16 protein-coding genes are annotated in these 18,904 nt (G+C 40.7%); 5 read left to right on the plus strand and 11 right to left on the minus strand.

Features of this window, described 5'->3' with window-relative positions:
* The first annotated feature begins 1 nt into the window (after position 1).
* On the plus strand, positions 2-397 hold the full coding sequence (locus ATE92_RS05890) for a hypothetical protein (RefSeq protein WP_100802822.1): 396 nt from the start codon (positions 2-4) through the stop codon (positions 395-397).
* Positions 398-465: 68 nt separating this feature from the next.
* Here ATE92_RS05890 and ATE92_RS05895 read toward each other — a convergent pair whose 3' ends face one another.
* Positions 466-6,744, minus strand: coding sequence for a M36 family metallopeptidase (locus ATE92_RS05895; protein ID WP_100802823.1), 6,279 nt, complete (start codon positions 6,742-6,744; stop codon positions 466-468).
* 149 nt (positions 6,745-6,893) lie between these two features.
* Positions 6,894-7,898 carry an NAD(P)H-dependent glycerol-3-phosphate dehydrogenase gene (locus ATE92_RS05900; RefSeq protein WP_100802824.1) on the minus strand — a complete coding sequence of 335 codons (1,005 nt, stop codon included), beginning with the start codon at positions 7,896-7,898 and terminating at the stop codon, positions 6,894-6,896.
* A 241-nt stretch (positions 7,899-8,139) separates the two neighbouring features.
* Here ATE92_RS05900 and ATE92_RS05905 point away from each other — a divergent pair, with 241 nt between their 5' ends.
* The gene (locus ATE92_RS05905; RefSeq protein ID WP_100802825.1) at positions 8,140-9,057 is read left to right on the plus strand and encodes a nicotinic acid mononucleotide adenyltransferase; all 918 of its coding nucleotides are present in this window, start codon (positions 8,140-8,142) and stop codon (positions 9,055-9,057) included.
* Between the two features lie 71 nt (positions 9,058-9,128).
* Here the strand turns inward: ATE92_RS05905 and nadD are convergent, their stop codons facing one another.
* From nadD to ATE92_RS05930, 5 genes are read right to left on the minus strand one after another with little or no spacing between them, the layout of a single operon-like run.
* Positions 9,129-9,719, minus strand: a complete 591-nt coding sequence (gene nadD / locus ATE92_RS05910; RefSeq protein WP_100802826.1) for a nicotinate (nicotinamide) nucleotide adenylyltransferase — start codon at positions 9,717-9,719, stop codon at positions 9,129-9,131.
* Positions 9,720-9,721: 2 nt separating this feature from the next.
* Positions 9,722-10,315: a guanylate kinase gene (gmk, locus tag ATE92_RS05915; RefSeq protein ID WP_100802827.1), complete on the minus strand. Its 594-nt coding sequence runs from the start codon at positions 10,313-10,315 to the stop codon at positions 9,722-9,724.
* Positions 10,315-11,172 (minus strand): YicC/YloC family endoribonuclease, encoded by an 858-nt coding sequence (locus ATE92_RS05920; protein ID WP_100802828.1) that lies wholly within the window; start codon positions 11,170-11,172, stop codon positions 10,315-10,317. The genes gmk and ATE92_RS05920 overlap by 1 nt, the downstream gene beginning before the upstream one ends.
* A gap of 45 nt (positions 11,173-11,217) precedes the next feature.
* Positions 11,218-11,571 carry an SdpI family protein gene (locus ATE92_RS05925; RefSeq protein ID WP_100802829.1) on the minus strand — a complete coding sequence of 118 codons (354 nt, stop codon included), beginning with the start codon at positions 11,569-11,571 and terminating at the stop codon, positions 11,218-11,220.
* Positions 11,564-12,520: a YheT family hydrolase gene (locus ATE92_RS05930; protein WP_100802830.1), complete on the minus strand. Its 957-nt coding sequence runs from the start codon at positions 12,518-12,520 to the stop codon at positions 11,564-11,566. Before ATE92_RS05930 ends, ATE92_RS05925 begins: the two co-directional genes overlap by 8 nt.
* Before the next feature lie 86 nt (positions 12,521-12,606).
* Between ATE92_RS05930 and ATE92_RS05935 the strand changes: the two genes are divergently transcribed.
* Positions 12,607-13,080 carry a thioesterase family protein gene (locus ATE92_RS05935; protein WP_100802831.1) on the plus strand — a complete coding sequence of 158 codons (474 nt, stop codon included), beginning with the start codon at positions 12,607-12,609 and terminating at the stop codon, positions 13,078-13,080.
* 47 nt (positions 13,081-13,127) lie between these two features.
* On the opposite strand, the gene ATE92_RS05940 is transcribed toward ATE92_RS05935, so the two are convergent.
* Genes ATE92_RS05940 through ATE92_RS05950 form a run of 3 tightly spaced genes read right to left on the minus strand, consistent with a single transcriptional unit; the run spans position 13,128 to position 15,131 of the window.
* Complete coding sequence (locus ATE92_RS05940) at positions 13,128-14,012, minus strand: DMT family transporter (RefSeq protein WP_100802832.1); 885 nt, start codon at positions 14,010-14,012, stop codon at positions 13,128-13,130.
* Entirely contained in the window at positions 14,009-14,368 is a 360-nt protein-coding gene (locus ATE92_RS05945) for an arsenate reductase family protein (RefSeq protein WP_100802833.1), read from the minus strand. The genes ATE92_RS05940 and ATE92_RS05945 overlap by 4 nt, the downstream gene beginning before the upstream one ends.
* 1 nt (position 14,369) lies before the next feature.
* Positions 14,370-15,131, minus strand: coding sequence for a DUF3298 and DUF4163 domain-containing protein (locus tag ATE92_RS05950; RefSeq protein WP_100802834.1), 762 nt, complete (start codon positions 15,129-15,131; stop codon positions 14,370-14,372).
* A 70-nt stretch (positions 15,132-15,201) separates the two neighbouring features.
* Between ATE92_RS05950 and ATE92_RS05955 the strand changes: the two genes are divergently transcribed.
* A complete protein-coding gene (locus ATE92_RS05955; protein WP_100802835.1) occupies positions 15,202-16,341 on the plus strand; it encodes a cystathionine gamma-synthase in 1,140 nt (379 codons plus the stop codon).
* Positions 16,342-16,413: 72 nt separating this feature from the next.
* Here the strand turns inward: ATE92_RS05955 and ATE92_RS05960 are convergent, their stop codons facing one another.
* Positions 16,414-17,214, minus strand: coding sequence for a glutamate dehydrogenase (locus ATE92_RS05960; protein WP_100802836.1), 801 nt, complete (start codon positions 17,212-17,214; stop codon positions 16,414-16,416).
* A 248-nt stretch (positions 17,215-17,462) separates the two neighbouring features.
* On the opposite strand from ATE92_RS05960, the gene gdhA reads away from it, so the two are divergent.
* A complete protein-coding gene (gene gdhA / locus ATE92_RS05965) occupies positions 17,463-18,806 on the plus strand; it encodes an NADP-specific glutamate dehydrogenase (RefSeq protein ID WP_100802837.1) in 1,344 nt (447 codons plus the stop codon).
* Positions 18,807-18,904: the final 98 nt, after the last annotated feature.

Consider the following 18,904-nt stretch of genomic DNA (forward strand, 5'->3'; position numbering starts at 1 on the left):
CATGAAAAAAGATATTGACTTTCACATTGCTGAAAAAGTTCAGATTGTTGCTGTCAAAGAATGGGACAAAGACTTTTTAGCGCAAAACTGGAATGTTTATCTCATTAACAATCGGGAAGATACCATTGAAACAGTTCTGGTACTATCCCGTGGAAACAGTGAGGACAAAAAAACGTCTACGCTGCGTCACGGACTGGGGGATTTACCTTCCAAAACTTTCAAAAAAGTAGAATTAATTACCGATGAGGTGTTGGGTTTTACCAACGAGTATTTGGTTACTTTTTTTGCTGAAGGGAAACTATTTGAACGCTCATTTGTATTCGAAGCCCATACTATTTCTGAAGAAAATGCGATTGAAATTCCTCTTCTTGAAACGGAAGGAATTCGGGCAAAATAATTTTTATCAATAAAAAAACCTCCCTTGAGAAATCAAGGGAGGTTTCATTTTTACAAATCAAATTAATATTACTCCTTAATTATCTGTTTCACCAATTTGCCTTGTGTTCCATTTATGATGAACATATAAGGTGCACTGGCTAATTCGGAAACATCGATGGCTTTTTCTGCTCCCATACCTACCAGGTTGATTGTTTTAATCAATCTACCGGTAAGGTCGTAGATAGCCACATCTTTCAGCTCCACACTGTTCGGATTGCTTAGCATCACATAGTCCGTTGCCGGGTTAGGATACAATACAATACTTGAGATATCAACATTATCTCCAATTCCTAAAGTGGTTTCTACCGTTAGCTCGAACGTACAGGTGGCTACATTGCCATATTCATCTTCGGCAGTGATAGTTACTGTGTAGGTTCCATCAGGTAGTAATGTTCCTGCTGCAGGATCTTGTGAGGTAATCACCACAGGATCTGTACAGTTATCGGTAGCCGTTGCTTCACCAATGGCGAAGTAATCGGGTACTTCATAGAACAAGTTTCCTGCTCCCGGATCTACAGTCTGATCGGCCGGACAAGTAAGCACAGGAGCTAACAGGTCTACCACCGTTACAACTGCGGTACAAGTACTTAGGTTTCCGTTTACGTCCTGGCTAAACACCTGAACGGTAACCGGAGTCCCTATATCACTACAATCGAATTCGAAGATATCTACAGCAGTCGTTAAAACACCACAGGCATCGTCGTTGGTGGCGATCACATCTTCAGGAACAATAGTAGCATTTCCAGATGCTCCCAGTTCTAGGGTGATGTCCATACACACAAGGTCCGGAGCGGTGTTGTCTTCTACCGTAACAATAGCGGTACAGGTAGATACATTTCCGTTTACATCGGTTACCGTAAGTACAACCGGATTGTCTCCAACATCGGCACAGGTAAAGGTGTCGATATCTAAATCGTAAGAAGCAATACCACAGGCATCGGTAGATGCACCGCCTATATCACTACCTAAGATAGTAACTGTTCCTGTTGGGTCTAGTTGCACAGTAATATCCATACAAACAGCCACAGGATCTGTTACGTCTTCTACTGTTACAATAGCAGTACAAGAGGATACATTTCCGTTAACATCGGTTACGGTAAGTACTACAGGATTGTCTCCCACATCGCTACAATCGAAGGTATCTACGTCGATACTCATCGAAGCAATACCGCAATTATCGGTAGAACCACCGTCCACATCGGCAGGAGTAATTGTTGCATCTCCAAATTCATCTAACTGAATGGTGATGTCCATACACACAGCCATGGCAGGCTCGTTATCGGTTACCGTGATGGTAAAGCTACACGTAGCAGTATTACCATTTACATCGGTGGCAGTATACTCAATGGTAGAAACTCCCACAGGGAACTGACTTCCACTTGGATCACCCATTGTTTGTACAATGGTAGCGATACCACAGTTATCAAATGCAATGGCATCGGGAAAGGTAACAATAGCGTAGCATTGTCCCGGATTGGTATTTGTTGAAACGTCAGCGGGACATGCAATTACAGGATCTTCATTGTCGACTACTGTTACCGTAAACGAACAAGTTGAGGTGTTGCCACAATCATCAACTATGTTGAATGAATTGGTTGTGGTTCCAACCGGATAGGTATCTCCTGAAGCCAAACCACTGGTTTGTGTAATAGTTACACCACCACAGGTATCACTTCCGGTGACAGCAGGATAAGTAACTACCGCTCCACAAATTCCGGGATCGTTATTTACTGTGATATTTCCGGGACAACTTGCTGTAGGCGGAGTTGTATCCACCACATTTATGAGTTGTGTGCAACTCGATGTGTTTCCACATTCATCGGTTGCAGTCCAAACTCTTGTTATCACTTCGGTATTACCACAACCCGGTGCCGAGGTGTCTGCATACGTAACAGTTGTTGTTCCACAGCCATCGGTCGCAGTTGCCGTTCCGGTGCTAGATGGATCTGTTGCCGGAACAGTTGCCGTCCAATCAACAGTTACTGAGAAGGCTTGGAAACAACCTCCATCTCCGCCGGCATCATCTGTAATATTTAAGGTCCATAGCCCTGAAGCCAATCCGCCATTGAGCGTACTAAATGGTAGTTCGGGAGCACGGAAGCCACTTATGGCCGCTTGCACAGTATAGTTGCCATTACAGGTTTCTGAAGTTGGATTAGAAGCTGTTGCTCCACAAACCAAAGGAGCGCCTCCGGCGCCAAATGTTGCGTTGATATTGTCATTGTTAGCAACCGTTTCACAGATATCTGTTAACATAAATACTGAGGAACCGTTAGGGGCAACAAGTTGTATGTCTAAATCCCCTACCCAGCTATGATCAATACCTAAGGTGACATTCACATTAGTAATTGTGGCGGTTGCCGGAATTCCGGAAATAGTAGTTGTGGGTGCGGCCACTAAGCCGGTGGTTGCATCCGTCCATGAAATAGGAGCTCCGGTATAGGAAGCCGTGGCTGTTCCGGTTACGATTCCCCCGGCGGTTCCACATTCAACTGTGGCATCGGCAGGGCAAGTTATTACAGGAGGTGTTGTATCCACCACTGTAATTGTTTGAACACAAGATGTCATTGCTCCGTTGGCATTTGTTGCTGTCCAGGTTCTTGTGATTACTTCTGTTGAACCACAACCGGCAACGGAAGAATCACTGAATGTAACAACCGGAGCAGGATCACAAGGATCTGTCGCTGTTGCTGTTCCTGTGCCTGCGGGAGAAGTATCTCCACCGCACTCAACTGTTGCATTGGCCGGACATGTTATTACAGGAACGGCGGGTGTGTTGGTTAGTGTTAAATCGAAATTCCCTGTTGCACTGCCAAAACCATGTATAAGGACCAGATAGTTCACTCCTGAGGTTGTACATACATCCAGACTGGTTGTAAATCCTCCGCATCCAGCCGTATCGTCAAGACCTGTTACACAAACAAGACCGGCACACGTCCCGGTAAAAACTGATATTTTGGTGTCAAAATTGGCTTGATTACAAGTGCTAAGCGTTGATATACCATCTTGACCTACAAAGGAATACCAAACACCAGGTGCTGTATTCGAAGTTCCGCAAAAGCCAACATTATCCAGAGTCATTCCGGTGGTAGTTCCAGAAGTGGTACTTCCATAGGTAATAGCAATTGCATCGGCGCATAAATCATTAGAAACGGCAGCAGGAGCTACTACAACGGGATTAGCCGCCCAACTTGCAGTACAGGTTGGATCTCCGGTATCTTCGGTGGTTACGTTGTATGAATTTGGCGCTAAACCTGTAAATGAGCCGTTCCCAACCTGTGTAATGGCAGGACCGGGAGGTGCTGTTGGTGTTACCGAATAGCTGATACTTGTACAAGTTGTACAAGCAGCCGTAACTGTTATCGTTCCATCATTTGCTCCGGGAGCTGTTTCATCGGTTGAGGTTGCATTGGAAATAGAAAGATCACAGGCCGCGGCAATTACATTGGCAACAGCCGTACATGTTGAAATTTGACCGGTGTCACTTGTTACCCGCATGGGGACATTGGTTAAACCAATATCTGCAGTTGTAAATGAAACCGTAGTAGCAAAAGGAGTTCCTCCTTCTACCAGCATACCACCACAGGCAACGGAAGAACTAAAGAGTAAATCGGCGGCAGGAATTGTTGCATTTCCCGTACCGTCCAAAAAGACATCCAACGGATCGGAAACAACTTCATATGAGTAGTTAAGTGTCCAGCTGTTCAGTATTCCGGGATCTCCTGCAGCTATATCGGTTATCGATAGCGTCCAATTTCCCACTGTATTCTGGCCGTCAAATGCCGATAGTGGAGAGAAGGGCTGATAACTAGGATTCGGGTAAGCCGGTGTTGTTCCTGATCCGTTACAGAAGGTAGAGGTAGTGGCCGCTTCATCATCCAAGGTTGTCATTACATTGTCTGCCTGACACGAATTTGGCGGATCAAGTATAGTGACAGTTGTCCCCATTGGCGATTGTAACGTTATTATCAAATCTCCTACCCATGTATGAGAAATATTCAATGCAACATCAAGATCTGTTATAGATACATTTTGAGGCACATTTAAGACACTTGTAACAGTAGCATTATCTACGATAGTCGTGCCCGGACTAATTGATGCAGAACCGTTCATTGGAATTGTTCCGGATCCTCTACAAATTATTACAGGCGGATCATCGGTTACGTCAATATCGTCATTTAATGCTGTTGGTACTCCAGTACAGAAATCGTTAACGGTATAGGTTATTGTTACAAGGCCTGGACCACCGACAGCAGGATCGAAGGTAAACGTGGTTCCATTTCCATTGTCGGTTACACCGGGACCGCTATATACTCCGCCAGTTGGGTTTCCTCCTGAAAGCCCTGTTTGCACACCATCAGCCAAGCAAACCTCATCCACAGCATTCAAACTTGAAAAGGTAGGAGGAAGATCAAAAGCTTCGGTACCATCAGTTTTACTTCCCGACGATCCTTGAATGGCACTAAAGCCGAGTCCTCTTCGGGCGAAGGCATCCCAAATTTGGCATTGGTATGCACCTCCATATAAGGCCTGATCTGCGGCTAAAATAGCATCACGGCCATCTACAAACCCCGGGCTACAAGGCTGAAGTTTTAATCCTTCAGTGACCAAAGCTATAGCAATATTATTTCCGCCGGTACCTGAATAAAAATTTGTATCAAAACCTTCAACAGCTATGATTTCCCAGGTCATTTCCCATAACATCATAGCCCAAACAGAACCTACGCCGTGAGGCGCTACTTCTGTTTTGATATCGTCATAGGTATGCGGATTGATTGCAAAATCAGTGCTGTATCGAAAAGTCCGTATGCCAGGACCTGTAATGGGTTGGCCAAATAAATAAGTGCCTACACCTCTGCCATCTGTATTGACATCTCCTGTTTCCATTGTGAGCATCAGGCCATAATAATCGCTCCAACCTTCTCCCATTTGCTCTTGATTATTAAGACAGCTGGAGTTTCCTGCGCCACCTGTTAATCTATTGGATATACCATGTCCATATTCATGAACAATTACCATATTATCAAGATCACCATCATGAGAGGGCGTAGAGTTATTACACAAAAACATATTCATGGTAGGATTACCTCCGTCAACCGGAGTTCCAAAATTGGCATTACAGTTACCAGGAGCTTGTGCATTCGCATTCACACCATCCGAACCGACACCGCCATTACCGTAGTTGTTTTCCTGAAAATTCCCACTCACTTCATCAAACCCATAATGGTATAAGACATCATGGATAATATTATTCCAATAAAAAAGATTAGTGATATAAGGCGGGGTGTTTAATGTGGGATCTTGAGCTAAATTAATAGTGAAATCGAAATTCAATGCGGCCGTCCCATCAGGACGACTTGCACCTTTATGTGCGTCGACATTATTCCCTGTGGTTAAGGTTGATTCGGCTCCGGGCGCGCCATTAGTATCATGCCATCCAAACGGAGACGCTGTAGCATCATCGGGGTTTGCCACCAAAGTTCTCGGGCCGTGATCGGGCGACTCTGTGGGCATTGCGTATACACGATAATTTCCTACTAAGGCAGTTGCTTCTGTCGCATTGACAACAACATTTGTTTTTGCGATTGCTTCAGCTTCCGTCAGAGGACCAAATAAGACAGGAGTATCCAAATTGGTTGTACTGTGGTTATGATCACTATGATCACCCATGATATTACAATACAAGGTCCAATTGTCCTTATCTATTATTTTTCCTGAAGAGGCATCAACACGGAAATTCCACCAATCGTCCGAATCTAATTCGGCTATTGAAAGTTCCCAAACCAGATGGGTGCCTTTTCCTTCACGATAGTAATACATCAATTTAACGGGAATGTCTTCCGAAGAAATTCCGGCTTTGTTGAAAACAGCTTGCTTATTTAAACCGCTTGTTTTTTGTAACTGTTGAAGATTAGATATTTTGTATCCCATCTGTGATGCAACAGAAGTAATAGCCTGACTTGCATTTATCCCCTGTGCAGCGCCTTTTACAGTTGCCTGAACATTGTTTAGGAATTTGTTGTGAGACATTACAGACTTTCCGGTTTTATCTAAATGGACACTGGACTCGGTCCCATAAACCTCCAAGCCATTAATGGCCTGTCTAAGATAAACATGTCGGATGCCACTAATCCGACTTACATGTTCTTTGGTAATCACATAGTCGGGACTTTTTTGTTGGATTAGTTTTTCTAATGAAATCGTTGAAGGCTCGACAGCATTTGCTTCGCCTTTTGTTGTTTTCTGTGCCGAAAGAGAAATACTAAACAGGCAGAAAAACAACCATAGGAGTTTGGTTAGTTTCATAATATTGAAATACAATTAGTTAGTTAATCTAAGATATGTTAAAATATTCTTAAAACAGCGAAGAAAAGTAGAAATATTGTCCAATATATTAACAATTGGCACTGTAAGTGATTTTATCACACCCCAATTGTATGTTTTTATAGAAGAATTTAATCGAGTTTTTCGGTTAGGCTCTGAAAGATTGTCTTTGGATTTTTGTTTTCGTACAAAATTTCATAGACGGCATTGATAATAGGCGTTTTTGCTTTTTTCTTTCCTTTTTGAAGATTGAGATTGTAAGCGCTTTTAGTTGCGTAGTATCCTTCCGCAATCATACTCATCTCCATCTGAGCACTCTTTACGGTGTATCCCTTGCCAATCATATTCCCAAACATTCTATTTCTACTGAAGACCGAATAGCCTGTTACCAGTAAATCTCCCAGATAGGCCGAGTCGTTAATGTCCCGCTTCATCTTATGTACTTTTTTTACATAGCGCTTCATCTCTCGAATTGCATTACTCATTAAAACACTTTGAAAATTATCACCATACCCCAATCCGTGGGCAATTCCGGCGGCAATCGCATAAATGTTTTTCAGCATGGCGGCATACTCTGTGCCAATTACATCGTCGCTGATAGAACATTTTATGTAATCGCTGCTAAGGTAATGCGCTACAACTTTGGCTTTTTCTTCATCTGCAGAAGCGATAGTGAGATAGGACAATCGCTCCAAAGCTACCTCTTCAGCGTGACAAGGTCCCGTAATCACACCTATATTATTAAAAGGGACATCGAGATGGGTGTTGAAATGATCTCCAACTATTAAACTGCTTTCGGGAACAATTCCCTTTATGGCTGAAAAAATAATTTTATTGTCTAATGAAGCGGTGAGCTTCTCTAATTCGGAATGTAGAAAGGCCGAAGGGATTACAAAAATGAGATAGTCTGCATACGTAACCATTTCATTAATGTCGTTGCTCAATTTTAATTGTGATACTTTAAATTCGACCGAACTCAAATAATTCGGATTGTGTTGTTGCTTTTTTATGTGTTCCAATGCGTACGTACTGCGCATATACCAACCCACTTCTTTCAGGTTTTCGCAGAGCATTTTTACAATAGCAGTAGCCCAGCTTCCTCCGCCAAAAACGGCAAATTTTGGTGTATTCGACATAAAAATTTCTTCAGAAAATCAAAAATACAGAATTAAGTGGGGAAAAAGGGCAAAGATTTGATTGCAAATTTCAGAATTAAATAGATTTCAATTTCCCGCATAGACATCAAAGCGTACTTCGTTCAGATATAGTAGTCGTTTCAAGAAATAAAAAAATACAGATAAATCGCGCTAAATCAATAGTTTACATTTTTGGCATAGCTTTTGGAATTCCACCTATAGAATTTGAAAACTCAAGATTATGAAAAAGGGAAAAGTATTTTTGGCATTTGCAGTAATTATCACACTATTTACTTCGTGTTATACCGAAACAATCGTGGAAGATCCATACCATGAAGAAGTTCCTAACCTTACGTTGGGAGAACTAATGGCTTCATACGAATTGTGGTATGTAGATATAGATAGAACTTCGGGTAGCGGCTATATTCCTTTCCTTCAAAAAGCCTTTACGGTTTCTTTTAGAAGCGGAACATTATTTGCAAATAACAATTTGGTGGGAATAGGGAATCAGGGCAATGGCTTCGGAATATCGGTGGGCTATTACGATACCTTCGATTATATTTTGGATATTTCGCATGATCTCGACGGATTTTATTCGTTCGATGTGATTCAACGAAACAATAACGAAGTGGAGTTGTACTTTCCACAACAGGATCTTTCCTATATTTTGGTTGGATACCAGCGCAGCAACTTTGACTACGACAAATTGTTCTACGACAATATTCATTATTTCCTTCAGGAATATGTAACCTGGGAAAAGACGTTCACCAGTGAGTATGGAGCGTTAAACGAATTTGATAACGAAAATTTTGTACAGTTCTTACCGGGCGGAGGTGATGGAAACTTCAGAAGTTCACAGGATGCCAACGGGACTCCCATAAATGAATTGTATTGGGACTATACAGGGATCTATAATGTGGATGACGTACCGGGAAATCAATATCAGAAATATTTAACGTTAGATTATGATTATTTGGGCAATGAATACTTCGATTTGAGCGTTATTAATGACAACAATATAGAATTGTTCCACGATGCATCGGGCACATTATACCGGTTTACGGGACGAGGATATATTCAGTATAAAAACAAAGAAGGCAAATTGCGAGAATCTAAGGCTACTATCGCCAAACAGATGAAAAAGATTAGCAATTTCTAAGATATTTATAATTTTTTGGTTGGTTATTTAGTTGAGGCCGCCCCACTAGTTTCTTATTAGTCGGGGCGGCTTTATTTATAAAAATTCATCTCATCCAGATACTTCCAAACCTCGTAGGGTACCATGGGACGGATGTTTTTTCCCTTTTTGATGTTCTTTCGTATAAAAGTTGAAGACAATTCCATTACCGGGGCATCAATTTTAGTAATCTTGGGATGGTTATCGAATTCGGTTTCAGTCTCACCTTCCGAAATTCTCGGATAGATATAAATGGCATATCGATCTAAAATCACCTGGTAATTTTTCCACTTCTGAAGACTTTTCAGATTGTCTTCTCCCATTATAAGGCAAAAGGCATAATCAGGATATTTTTCTTCCAAATACGCCAAAGTATGCACCGTATAATTGGGTTGGGGCAAATCGAATTCCACATTGCTGGCTTTCAGTTTCGGGTAGTCTTCCACTGCAATACGTACCATGGTAAGCCTGTGAATATCGTCGAGTAGTGTTTTTTTCTTTTTTAATGGATTATGAGGAGTGACCACCATCCAGACTTCATCGAGGTTGGTCATTTCAGCCATATAATTGGCAATAATTAAATGCCCAACATGGATTGGGTTAAAGGTGCCGAAATAGAGTCCGATACGTTTTTGAGTCGCCATTATTATTTTTCTGAAACTTCTTTTTTCTGAATAAAGGACGCCACCAAATCGTGGGATTCCTGGAGCGCTGTCTCCAAATTCTTGTTTTCAATTATAAAATCGAATTGGGGTGCAGTAGCCAATTCAACCGAAGCCTTTGCAATACGCATATTGATACGTTCGTCGCTTTCGGTTTTGCGTTTTTTCAATCGAATTTTTAGTTCGTCGATACTGGGAGGTTTTACGAAAACAGCCAGTGTTTTTTCGGGAAACTTCTTTTTAATTCGGAGACCACCTGCAACGTCTATATCGAAAATCACATTTTTTCCTGAAGCCCAGATACGTTCCACTTCACTTTTTAAAGTTCCGTAGAAATTATCGCGATACACCTCTTCCCACTCTAAAAAATCTTCGTTTTTTATGTGTTGTTTAAATTCTTTCAGGGAAATAAAATAGTAATCTTCTCCGTGCTCTTCATCACCTCGCGGGCCTCTGGAAGTAGCCGAAATAGAAAAGCCCAAATTGAGATCCTCCTGTTTGAGCAGGTATTGTACAATGGTGGTCTTCCCACTTCCCGAAGGTGCCGAAAAAACGATTAATTTTCCTCCATCTTTCATTACAAAACGTTTAAAGCTTGTTCTTTAATTTTTTCCAGCTCGTCCTTCATCTGTACCACCAATTGCTGCATAGGTGCAAAATTGGCTTTAGAACCTATGGTGTTGATTTCCCTACCTATTTCCTGAGTGATAAAACCCAGTTTCTTTCCGTTCGAATCTTTAGAATGTATGGCTTCCTTGAAATAATCCAGGTGATTTTTAAGTCTTACTTTTTCTTCGGTGATATCGTATTTTTCGAGATAGTAGATTAGTTCCTGTTCAAAACGGTTTTCATCTACACTTTCCCGTAGATCACTCACGGCCTTACGTAAACGTTCCCGTACAATTTCAATTCGCTCTCCGTCCATGGCGATCACCTCTATTAATAAGGCGTCGATATTTTGGATACGTTGGACAAAATCTATTTCCAAAGCCTTGCCTTCATCGTTACGATAATTATTAATGGCCACCAAAGCCTCATCGATGGCATTTAAAATTGCCTTGTATTCTTCTTCGTCTATTTCGTCTCGCTCGGTTTTTAAAGCATCGGGCATGCGCACCGCCATTTTCAACAATTCTATCGGATCGCCGTCCACAACTTGAGAGAGTTGTTTTATATATTGTCTCACCACGGTTTCATTCACTTCGGTATTGGTGGCTTCTCCTGTAATTTCAACAAATAAATTAAAATCTACTTTCCCGCGTTCCAACGACTTGGCTAACAGATTGCGCATCTCCAGTTCTTTTTCGCGGTACGAAGAAGGAACCCTGGCATTTAGGTCGAGATTTTTGCTGTTAAGCGACTTAATTTCTACCGTAATTTTTTTGGAAGGTAACTGTATTACTGCCTTCCCGTAACCTGTCATGGATTGGATCATATAATTTGCTTAAAATTGAGGCAAAGGTAGTAAAATTAGGGCAGTTTACTTGGGATTGCCGTTTTTGTCAAAGTGTTTGTTGAGATACTTTTCAGTAGACCACATCACCGAGAAGATAAGAAGCGTATTCCCGAAAACTGTTATCATAAAATTCTGTTCCGGAAAGATAAAATATACCAAACACGGAATTACAAAGCTCCAAAGTGAAATATGGAGCATATAAAGTGTTGCATAGACATTTGCGGATTTCCAAATTACTTTATTTGACATCGAACGCCGGGTGCGATAGCCGTAAAGCGAATTAATTTCCTTTGGAGGAAATTTTTTAAAAATGACTGACATCACAAATATCAGGGTACAATACAAAATGCTGGCAATAAGTTGTTCTTCGTTATTCATTTATAAACTGTAAAGATCTTTGCTCACTGTAGTAAACACTGTTGTTTATGTGAAATCCAACATGTCCGCCATACTTTGGAGATTCAAGATAGATATTCTTTCGCTCCGAAGCGAGGGTTTCAGGATAACAATCGGGAGACAAAAAGGTGTCGTTTTTTGCGTTTAAAATTAGTATCGGCGTTTTTATATTTGGAAGAAATTGAAGGCAGCTGTTTTTATTGTAATAGTCGAAAGCATCGTCGAAACCGTGTGCGGGTGCGGTATAGATGGTATCAAAATCGAAAATGGACTTTATTTTTTTTAAGTCGGAAGCACTCATCTGTTCCGGAAATTGAAGCATTTTTTCCTTGTATTTTTGCCGCATATTGTACAAAAATGAGGTTCGGTATACCCAGTTATTTCTTTTTTCAAGCGCGTTTAAAGAGCCCTGTAAACTTAGGGGAGAAGATATGGCGATTCCTTTTTTTAATTGCTTCGGAAGGGTGTCGCGTTCCCCCAGATATTTCAGCAACACATTACCCCCCAAACTGAAGCCTATGAGTACGATTTGGGAATAGCGATCTTTTTCAATGATATGTTGCATTACTGCGACCAAATCCCCTGTGCTTCCGGCATTGTACGAAGCATAAGAGGTGTTGACCTCGCCACTACAGCCTCTGTAATTTACGGCAGCGACATCCCAGGAGTTTTGCTGAAGGATTCGGCCTTGACCCTTAATATAGGTGCGTTGTGCACTGCCTTCGAGTCCGTGCAATAAAATGGCAACTTTTTGACTAGGCGCTTTGGAAAATGACCAATCGATGTCTAAAAAATCCTTGTCGGGCAAATGTAGTCGCTCCCTTTCCTGCTGTAATTTGGGTGACGGACGCAGTTTTGCCGAATAAATGGTTGAAAAGTGACCATTTTTGAAAAGAGAAGAAGGTTTGTAGCTGCTTGGGACTATGGGCATAGACGATTGTAAATTTTAACAGAAACTAAACATAGTTGCTATGCTTGCATAGCGAAAGTAGCTTAAATTTGTCAAAAAGTTTAACGATGTACACAAAAGAATTCGAAATAAGATGGAGTGACGTAGATGCCAACCGCCATGTGAGAAACAGTGCCTATATCGACTTTATGAGTCATACGCGGATGAGCTTTTTTATGGAAAACGGATTTGGTCAAAGACGCCTGGCATCTATGAATCTGGGACCGGTTGCACTTTATGAACATATGTATTATTTCAAAGAAATCTTTCCCGGGAATCCTGTAAAAGTATCCTTGCAATTAAAGGGAATTTCTGAAAATGGCAAGTTTTTCGAATTTTTACATAATTTCTACGATTCGGAGGGTAAAAATGTCGCGCGATGTGAGATGTTAGGTGCCTGGATCGATTTGCAAACGCGTAAATTAACCAATCTCCCTGCCGATTTGTTCGCCTATTTAGAAGGTATGGATAAAACCGTAGATTTTAAAATTCTCACCAAGGAAGATACCCGAAAATTCGGTCAGATTCCAAAGAATTTATAATTTCAATCTTATAGTTTTTTCTATGGTTATGCCATGGAAAGTTAGGATTATTTTTTCTTTCGGGAAGATAAAAACACACCTGTAAATATAAGAATCGCAGCCCCTATTCGCAAAGGAGTAAGTGTATCGGCACCTACCATTACAGCAATAAATACAGCCAATACCGGCTGTAAATACATAAAGGCCCCAATGGTAGCAGGACTAAGTTGCTTTAAGGCGTAAATATTGAATAAATAAGTAAGAACTGTTGTTGCTACCACTACAAAGGTTAGTTTCCAAATTGCATCAAAGGGCAATTGAGTCCAGGCAACCTCAGAGAATTCCCAGATACCTATGGGCAGGTTCATTATTAAAGCAAAAAGGAATAAAAACTTCATTAAGGTTATGGACTTGTATTTCCCCACCATAGGTTTTACAAGAATAAGATAGACCGAGTACGAGGCGGCATTTACAATAAAAAGCAGGTTACCCAGAGGAATATTGGGAGCATTGAGTTGTGTTTTTACTCCAAAAAGGACCAACACTAAAGCACCCGAAAGCCCTAAACCAATTCCAATAGATTTTAGCCACGTAATTTTTTCTTTCAGAAAAATGGCAGAAAGAATAAGTAAAAGAACGGGGGCAATGGTAATGACTACCGAACTGTTAATGGGAGTTGAAAGGCTAAGACCTTTAAAAAACATAAGCATGTTGAGCACCATCCCGAAAAAGGCGCAGGCTAAAATGCGCAGCCAGTCCCGACTCTCTACTTTTTCGGAAGGATAAAACAAACTAATAAGCCAAAAAATAACCGCTGCCCCCGAAACACGCAATAGAATAAATCCGTAAGGTTCAATAACGTTAGGCATCAAGCCTTTTGCAATGGTATGATTGGCACCGTAAATAGCAGCGGCTCCTGTTGCTGCTAATAAGGCGAGTAGTCTTTTATTCATTCGCTTACATGTAGTGATTCCCTTGCAGCGGCGATGGTTTTTTTGCTGTTACCAATAAAAATCTGATTGTTATTTACAATGACAGGGCGCTGTAAAAATGTATAGTGTTCAAGCAACAATCTTTTGAAATCACGCTCTTTTAAACCTTCATCCTTTAAACCTCTTTCCTTATATAATTTGGCCCTTTTGCTGAACAAGGCTTCATAACTGCCGGCAAGTGCTGCCAATTCTTCAATTTGCGCCACGGTTATTTCGGAATGTTTTATATCCTGTCTTTCGAAGGAAGCCGGAAGATTCAGCTCTTTTAGAATACGTTTGCATGTGTCGCAGGTGGAGAGATGGTATATTTTCTTCATTTTACTTAACTTTTAGAAAAGGTTTGGCCTCTTCTCTTGAAATTTCCAATTCAATGGGTCCTGATGCGTAACTTGCAATATCGTATTGGTTGTATAATAAAATAACAGTTTCTTTGGTAAAACCTATTGTTTCAGGGAGCGTAAAAGTATCGTTATCGAACCAAAACCCCGAGGTATTTATGGTTTCATTTGTAGCAAGTTCATGAGCTTCCCGAAACTTTTCTTCAGCAAAACGGGTAAATCCCTGTAAGTCTTTAAACAAGGCTTCGGTTGAGATTTCTTCTCCCGTTTTTGGGTCGATATTCATAAAATGTGTGCTTCCATAACCATGAGCTCCTCCGGTAAAGAGATAGTTGCGCATTTCCAGTGAAATTAAATCATCACTCATATAATTTTCTGTAATGGTGACCTCAGCAAAATATTCGGTTGCCATATCGGGGAACTCCGCACTGTGGGTTCTGTACATTTTAATAAATGCTGCAATGGCTTCTGAAATTGTACCGGCTTTGGGGGGTGTTTCTTCGTCTCCAATGTACAAGGAGGAAATAATGAAATCGTTTATTTTTGAATTGATTTTTTCAGAAATAACGGGATCCCCCACGCTTTCAACATAGGAAACTGTCACTTCGGGACAGGACACTTCTTTACAGATTTCCAATTCACTTTCAGTAATAGTTTCAGAAGCAAACTGCAGAGGAACTTCCTTGCTGCAACTAACGCTTATTACCACAAAAAGCACTGCGAAAAAGAGGTTTTTAATCATTCGTTAAAAATACTACAGATTTAATTATAATGAAGGAAACAGTTACATTTGTTTTGAAACTTCGAACTGTATGAAATTTAACACCAAAACAATACATGGCGGGCAGGAACACGATAAAGCGTATGGCGCCGTGATGCCTCCTATTTACCAAACAACAACCTATGCACAGTCCACTCCGGGCGGGCATAAAGGTTTTGAATATTCTCGCACCCATAATCCAACCCGAGCTGCTTTGGAGCGATCCTTTGCGAGCCTGGAAAACGGGGATTACGGCCTGGCATTTGGAAGCGGATTAGCAGCAATCGATGCGGTGATTAAGTTGTTGAAACCCGGCGATGAGGTAATTTCAACCAACGATTTGTACGGCGGAAGCTATAGATTGTTCACAAAAATATACGCGGATTTTGGAGTGAAGTTTCATTTTATAGGAATGCAAAATGCAGCAAAAATTGAGGACTATGTCACTTCAAAAACGAAGCTTATTTGGGTAGAGACTCCTACCAATCCTATGATGAATATCATCGACATAAAGGCTGCTGCCGCTATAGCTAAAAAGCATAAGGTTTTATTGGCGGTAGACAATACTTTTGCAACCCCGTATTTGCAGCGACCTCTGGATTTAGGAGCCGATATTGTGATGCACAGTGCAACAAAATATCTTGGAGGACATAGTGATGTAGTGATGGGAGCATTGGTGGTAAAAGATAAAGACCTTGCAGATAGATTGTATTTTATACAAAATGCAAGCGGTGCTATTTGTGGCCCACAGGATAGTTTTTTAATGCTTCGGGGAATAAAAACGCTGCATGTAAGAATGCAACGTCACTGTGAAAACGGAAAAAAAGTAGCCGAATATCTGGAAAAACATCCTAAGATAGAAAAAGTGTACTGGCCGGGCTTTATATCGCATCCAAATCATGAGATTGCCAAAGCACAGATGGATGATTTTGGTGGAATGATTTCATTTGTAACCAAGGGGAATAACTACAAAGAAGCCATTAGAATTGTAGAAAATCTTAAGATTTTTACGTTGGCTGAAAGTTTGGGAGGTGTGGAGAGTTTGTCGGGTCATCCCGCAAGTATGACCCATGCCAGTATTCCAAAGGAAGAGCGTGAAAAAACCGGCGTGGTAGATTCACTTATTAGATTGAGTGTTGGAATTGAAGACGCAGACGATCTTATTGCCGATTTAAAACAGGCTATAGGGTAAAAGATCAAATTATAATGCAATAAAAAAGCCTTCAGAAACTCTGAAGGCTTTTTTATTATCTCTATAAATGTTTTAATCCAAATAGTAAATGTACCCGATATTCAACCAATAAATCCAGTCGTTTGCTTTGTTTTCGGGAACAGGAACAGTTCCGTTATTTTCAAGCGAGGGATTTAAGCCATCCACCCAGTTTGAAAAATAGTATTGCCAACGGCTATCCAGCATTAAATCGCTTAAAGGGGTTAATTTGTAGCGCACGCCTATACTTCCAACCACAGACCAGGTAGAATCTCCTTCTTGTTGAAAGGAGTTAATGTATTTTGGAGGGGTTGTTAAGGGAGTATTTAATGGACCTATTTCGCTATATATTTCAGGGTCATAATTTACCCAATGGACTCCAAAACTTATAAACGGTGCAATTTTATATCCGCCGGCCGCAAAATCCCGAATACTCAAAGGAAAATATTCAAGCTGAGATCCAATGTCAAAAACTGTTGTAGAACCTTTCATAGCTCGCAATTGATCGGCTGTGACACTTGTCTTATCAGGATCTACCCACTTTCCTAAATGCTCCAGATTGGTTTTATGGTAATCTATTTCGTTTCTTATTTTAAAGTGATCGTTAAAAAAGGTATCCCTCGTATAACAATTACAGTCGGCTCGGTACGAAAAGTTGATATAATGAATCAATCCAACCCCAAAACCTACGTTTCCTGAGTTAGTTTCGAAATCGTTTCGAACTCCAAAATCTGAATAAAAGGCGACAGGACCGGTAATAAGTCCTACCTCATGGGAGAAGCCAAATTGGCTGTAAACTTCCTGTTTTACAAAAATCAGAAAGAAAAATACCAATAGCAAAATTCTGGTATTCATTGTTTTTTAGGTTTAGATTGAGACGTAACAAATATATAAAAACATATCTAACAGCGAAATATTCTATTGTTTTTTAGTGTATTCCTAAAAAAATAGCGCTCTTTTTTGCCATATAAACTATATTTGTTCCCTAAATAACGAATTCGACCCAAATTAAGTATATTCTTAAGTTTAAATCGATTACGACCCATTAATTAAGTGCCAATAATTTTTGACCCAATTGTTTAAATAATAACACTAATACAAAGATGAAACAAAGCATTAAAGACTTCATTTCTTATGTTGAAAAGTCCAACCCAAATGAGCCTGAATTTATGCAAGCGGTTACAGAAGTAGCTGAAACTGTGATCCCATTTATTGAGCAAAATGAAAAATACCAAGGCAAAAAGTTGCTTGAGCGTATGGTAGAGCCGGAACGCACCTTGATATTTCGGGTGCCGTGGACGACAGACAAGGGTGAAATAGAGGTAAACAGAGGATATCGTGTAGAGTTTAACTCGGCTATCGGGCCCTATAAAGGTGGATTGAGATTTCATCCTTCCGTAAACTTGAGTATTTTAAAGTTTTTAGGTTTTGAACAAACATTTAAAAATAGTTTAACCACACTTCCCATGGGAGGTGGAAAAGGAGGTTCCGATTTCGACCCAAAGGGGAAGAGTGATGCCGAAGTAATGCGTTTTTGCCAGAGTTTTATGACCGAATTGTCAAGACATATTGGCCCTAATACCGACGTGCCTGCGGGTGATATTGGTGTAGGTGGAAGAGAAATCGGTTATATGTTTGGACAATACAAACGTCTGCGAAACGAATTTACCGGAGTATTTACCGGGAAAGGTCGTTCATACGGAGGATCGTTAATTCGTCCGGAAGCAACAGGATACGGAAACGTATATTTTGCAAAGAATATGCTTGAAACCAAAGGAGAAAGCTTCAAAGGGAAAACCGTTGTTATATCCGGATCAGGAAATGTGGCTCAATACGCAGCCGAAAAAGCAATGGAATTTGGAGGAAAGGTGCTTACTTTTTCAGATTCTGGAGGATATATTTTGGATGAAGAAGGAATCAATGCCGAGAAATTGGCCTTTGTAATGGAACTTAAAAACGAAAAAAGAGGACGTATTAAAGAATATGTAGCTAAATATCCCTCTGCCAAATATGTTGAAGGACAACGTCCCTGGGGTGTAGCCTGTGACATTGCGTTACCGTGTGCAACCCAAAACGAATTGGACGCCGAGGAGGCTGAAGAATTGGTAAAAAATGGTTGTATGTGTGTTGGCGAAGGCGCCAATATGCCATGTACGCCTGAAGCTGTTACCGTTTTCCAAAATGCAAAAATTTTATTTTCTCCGGGGAAAGCATCAAATGCCGGAGGTGTTGCAACCTCAGGTCTGGAGATGTCGCAAAACTCATTGCGTTTAAGCTGGACTGCCAAGGAGGTTGACGAAAAATTACACAACATTATGAACGATATTCATGCTGCATGTGTGAAATACGGAAAAGATGGTGATGGGTATGTTGATTATGTAAAAGGTGCCAATATTGCCGGTTTTGTGAAAGTTGCCGAGGCAATGCTCGCACAAGGAGTGGTATAATATAATTTTATACACTCGGGAAGTTTACAATCTGAAAAAAGTAAAAATTGATATTTTACAGAGAGAAAGGTTGTCCTAAAAAGGCAGCCTTTTTTCGT

It is taken from the genome of Ulvibacter sp. MAR_2010_11 (assembly GCF_002813135.1).
GTDB lineage: Bacteria > Bacteroidota > Bacteroidia > Flavobacteriales > Flavobacteriaceae > Altibacter.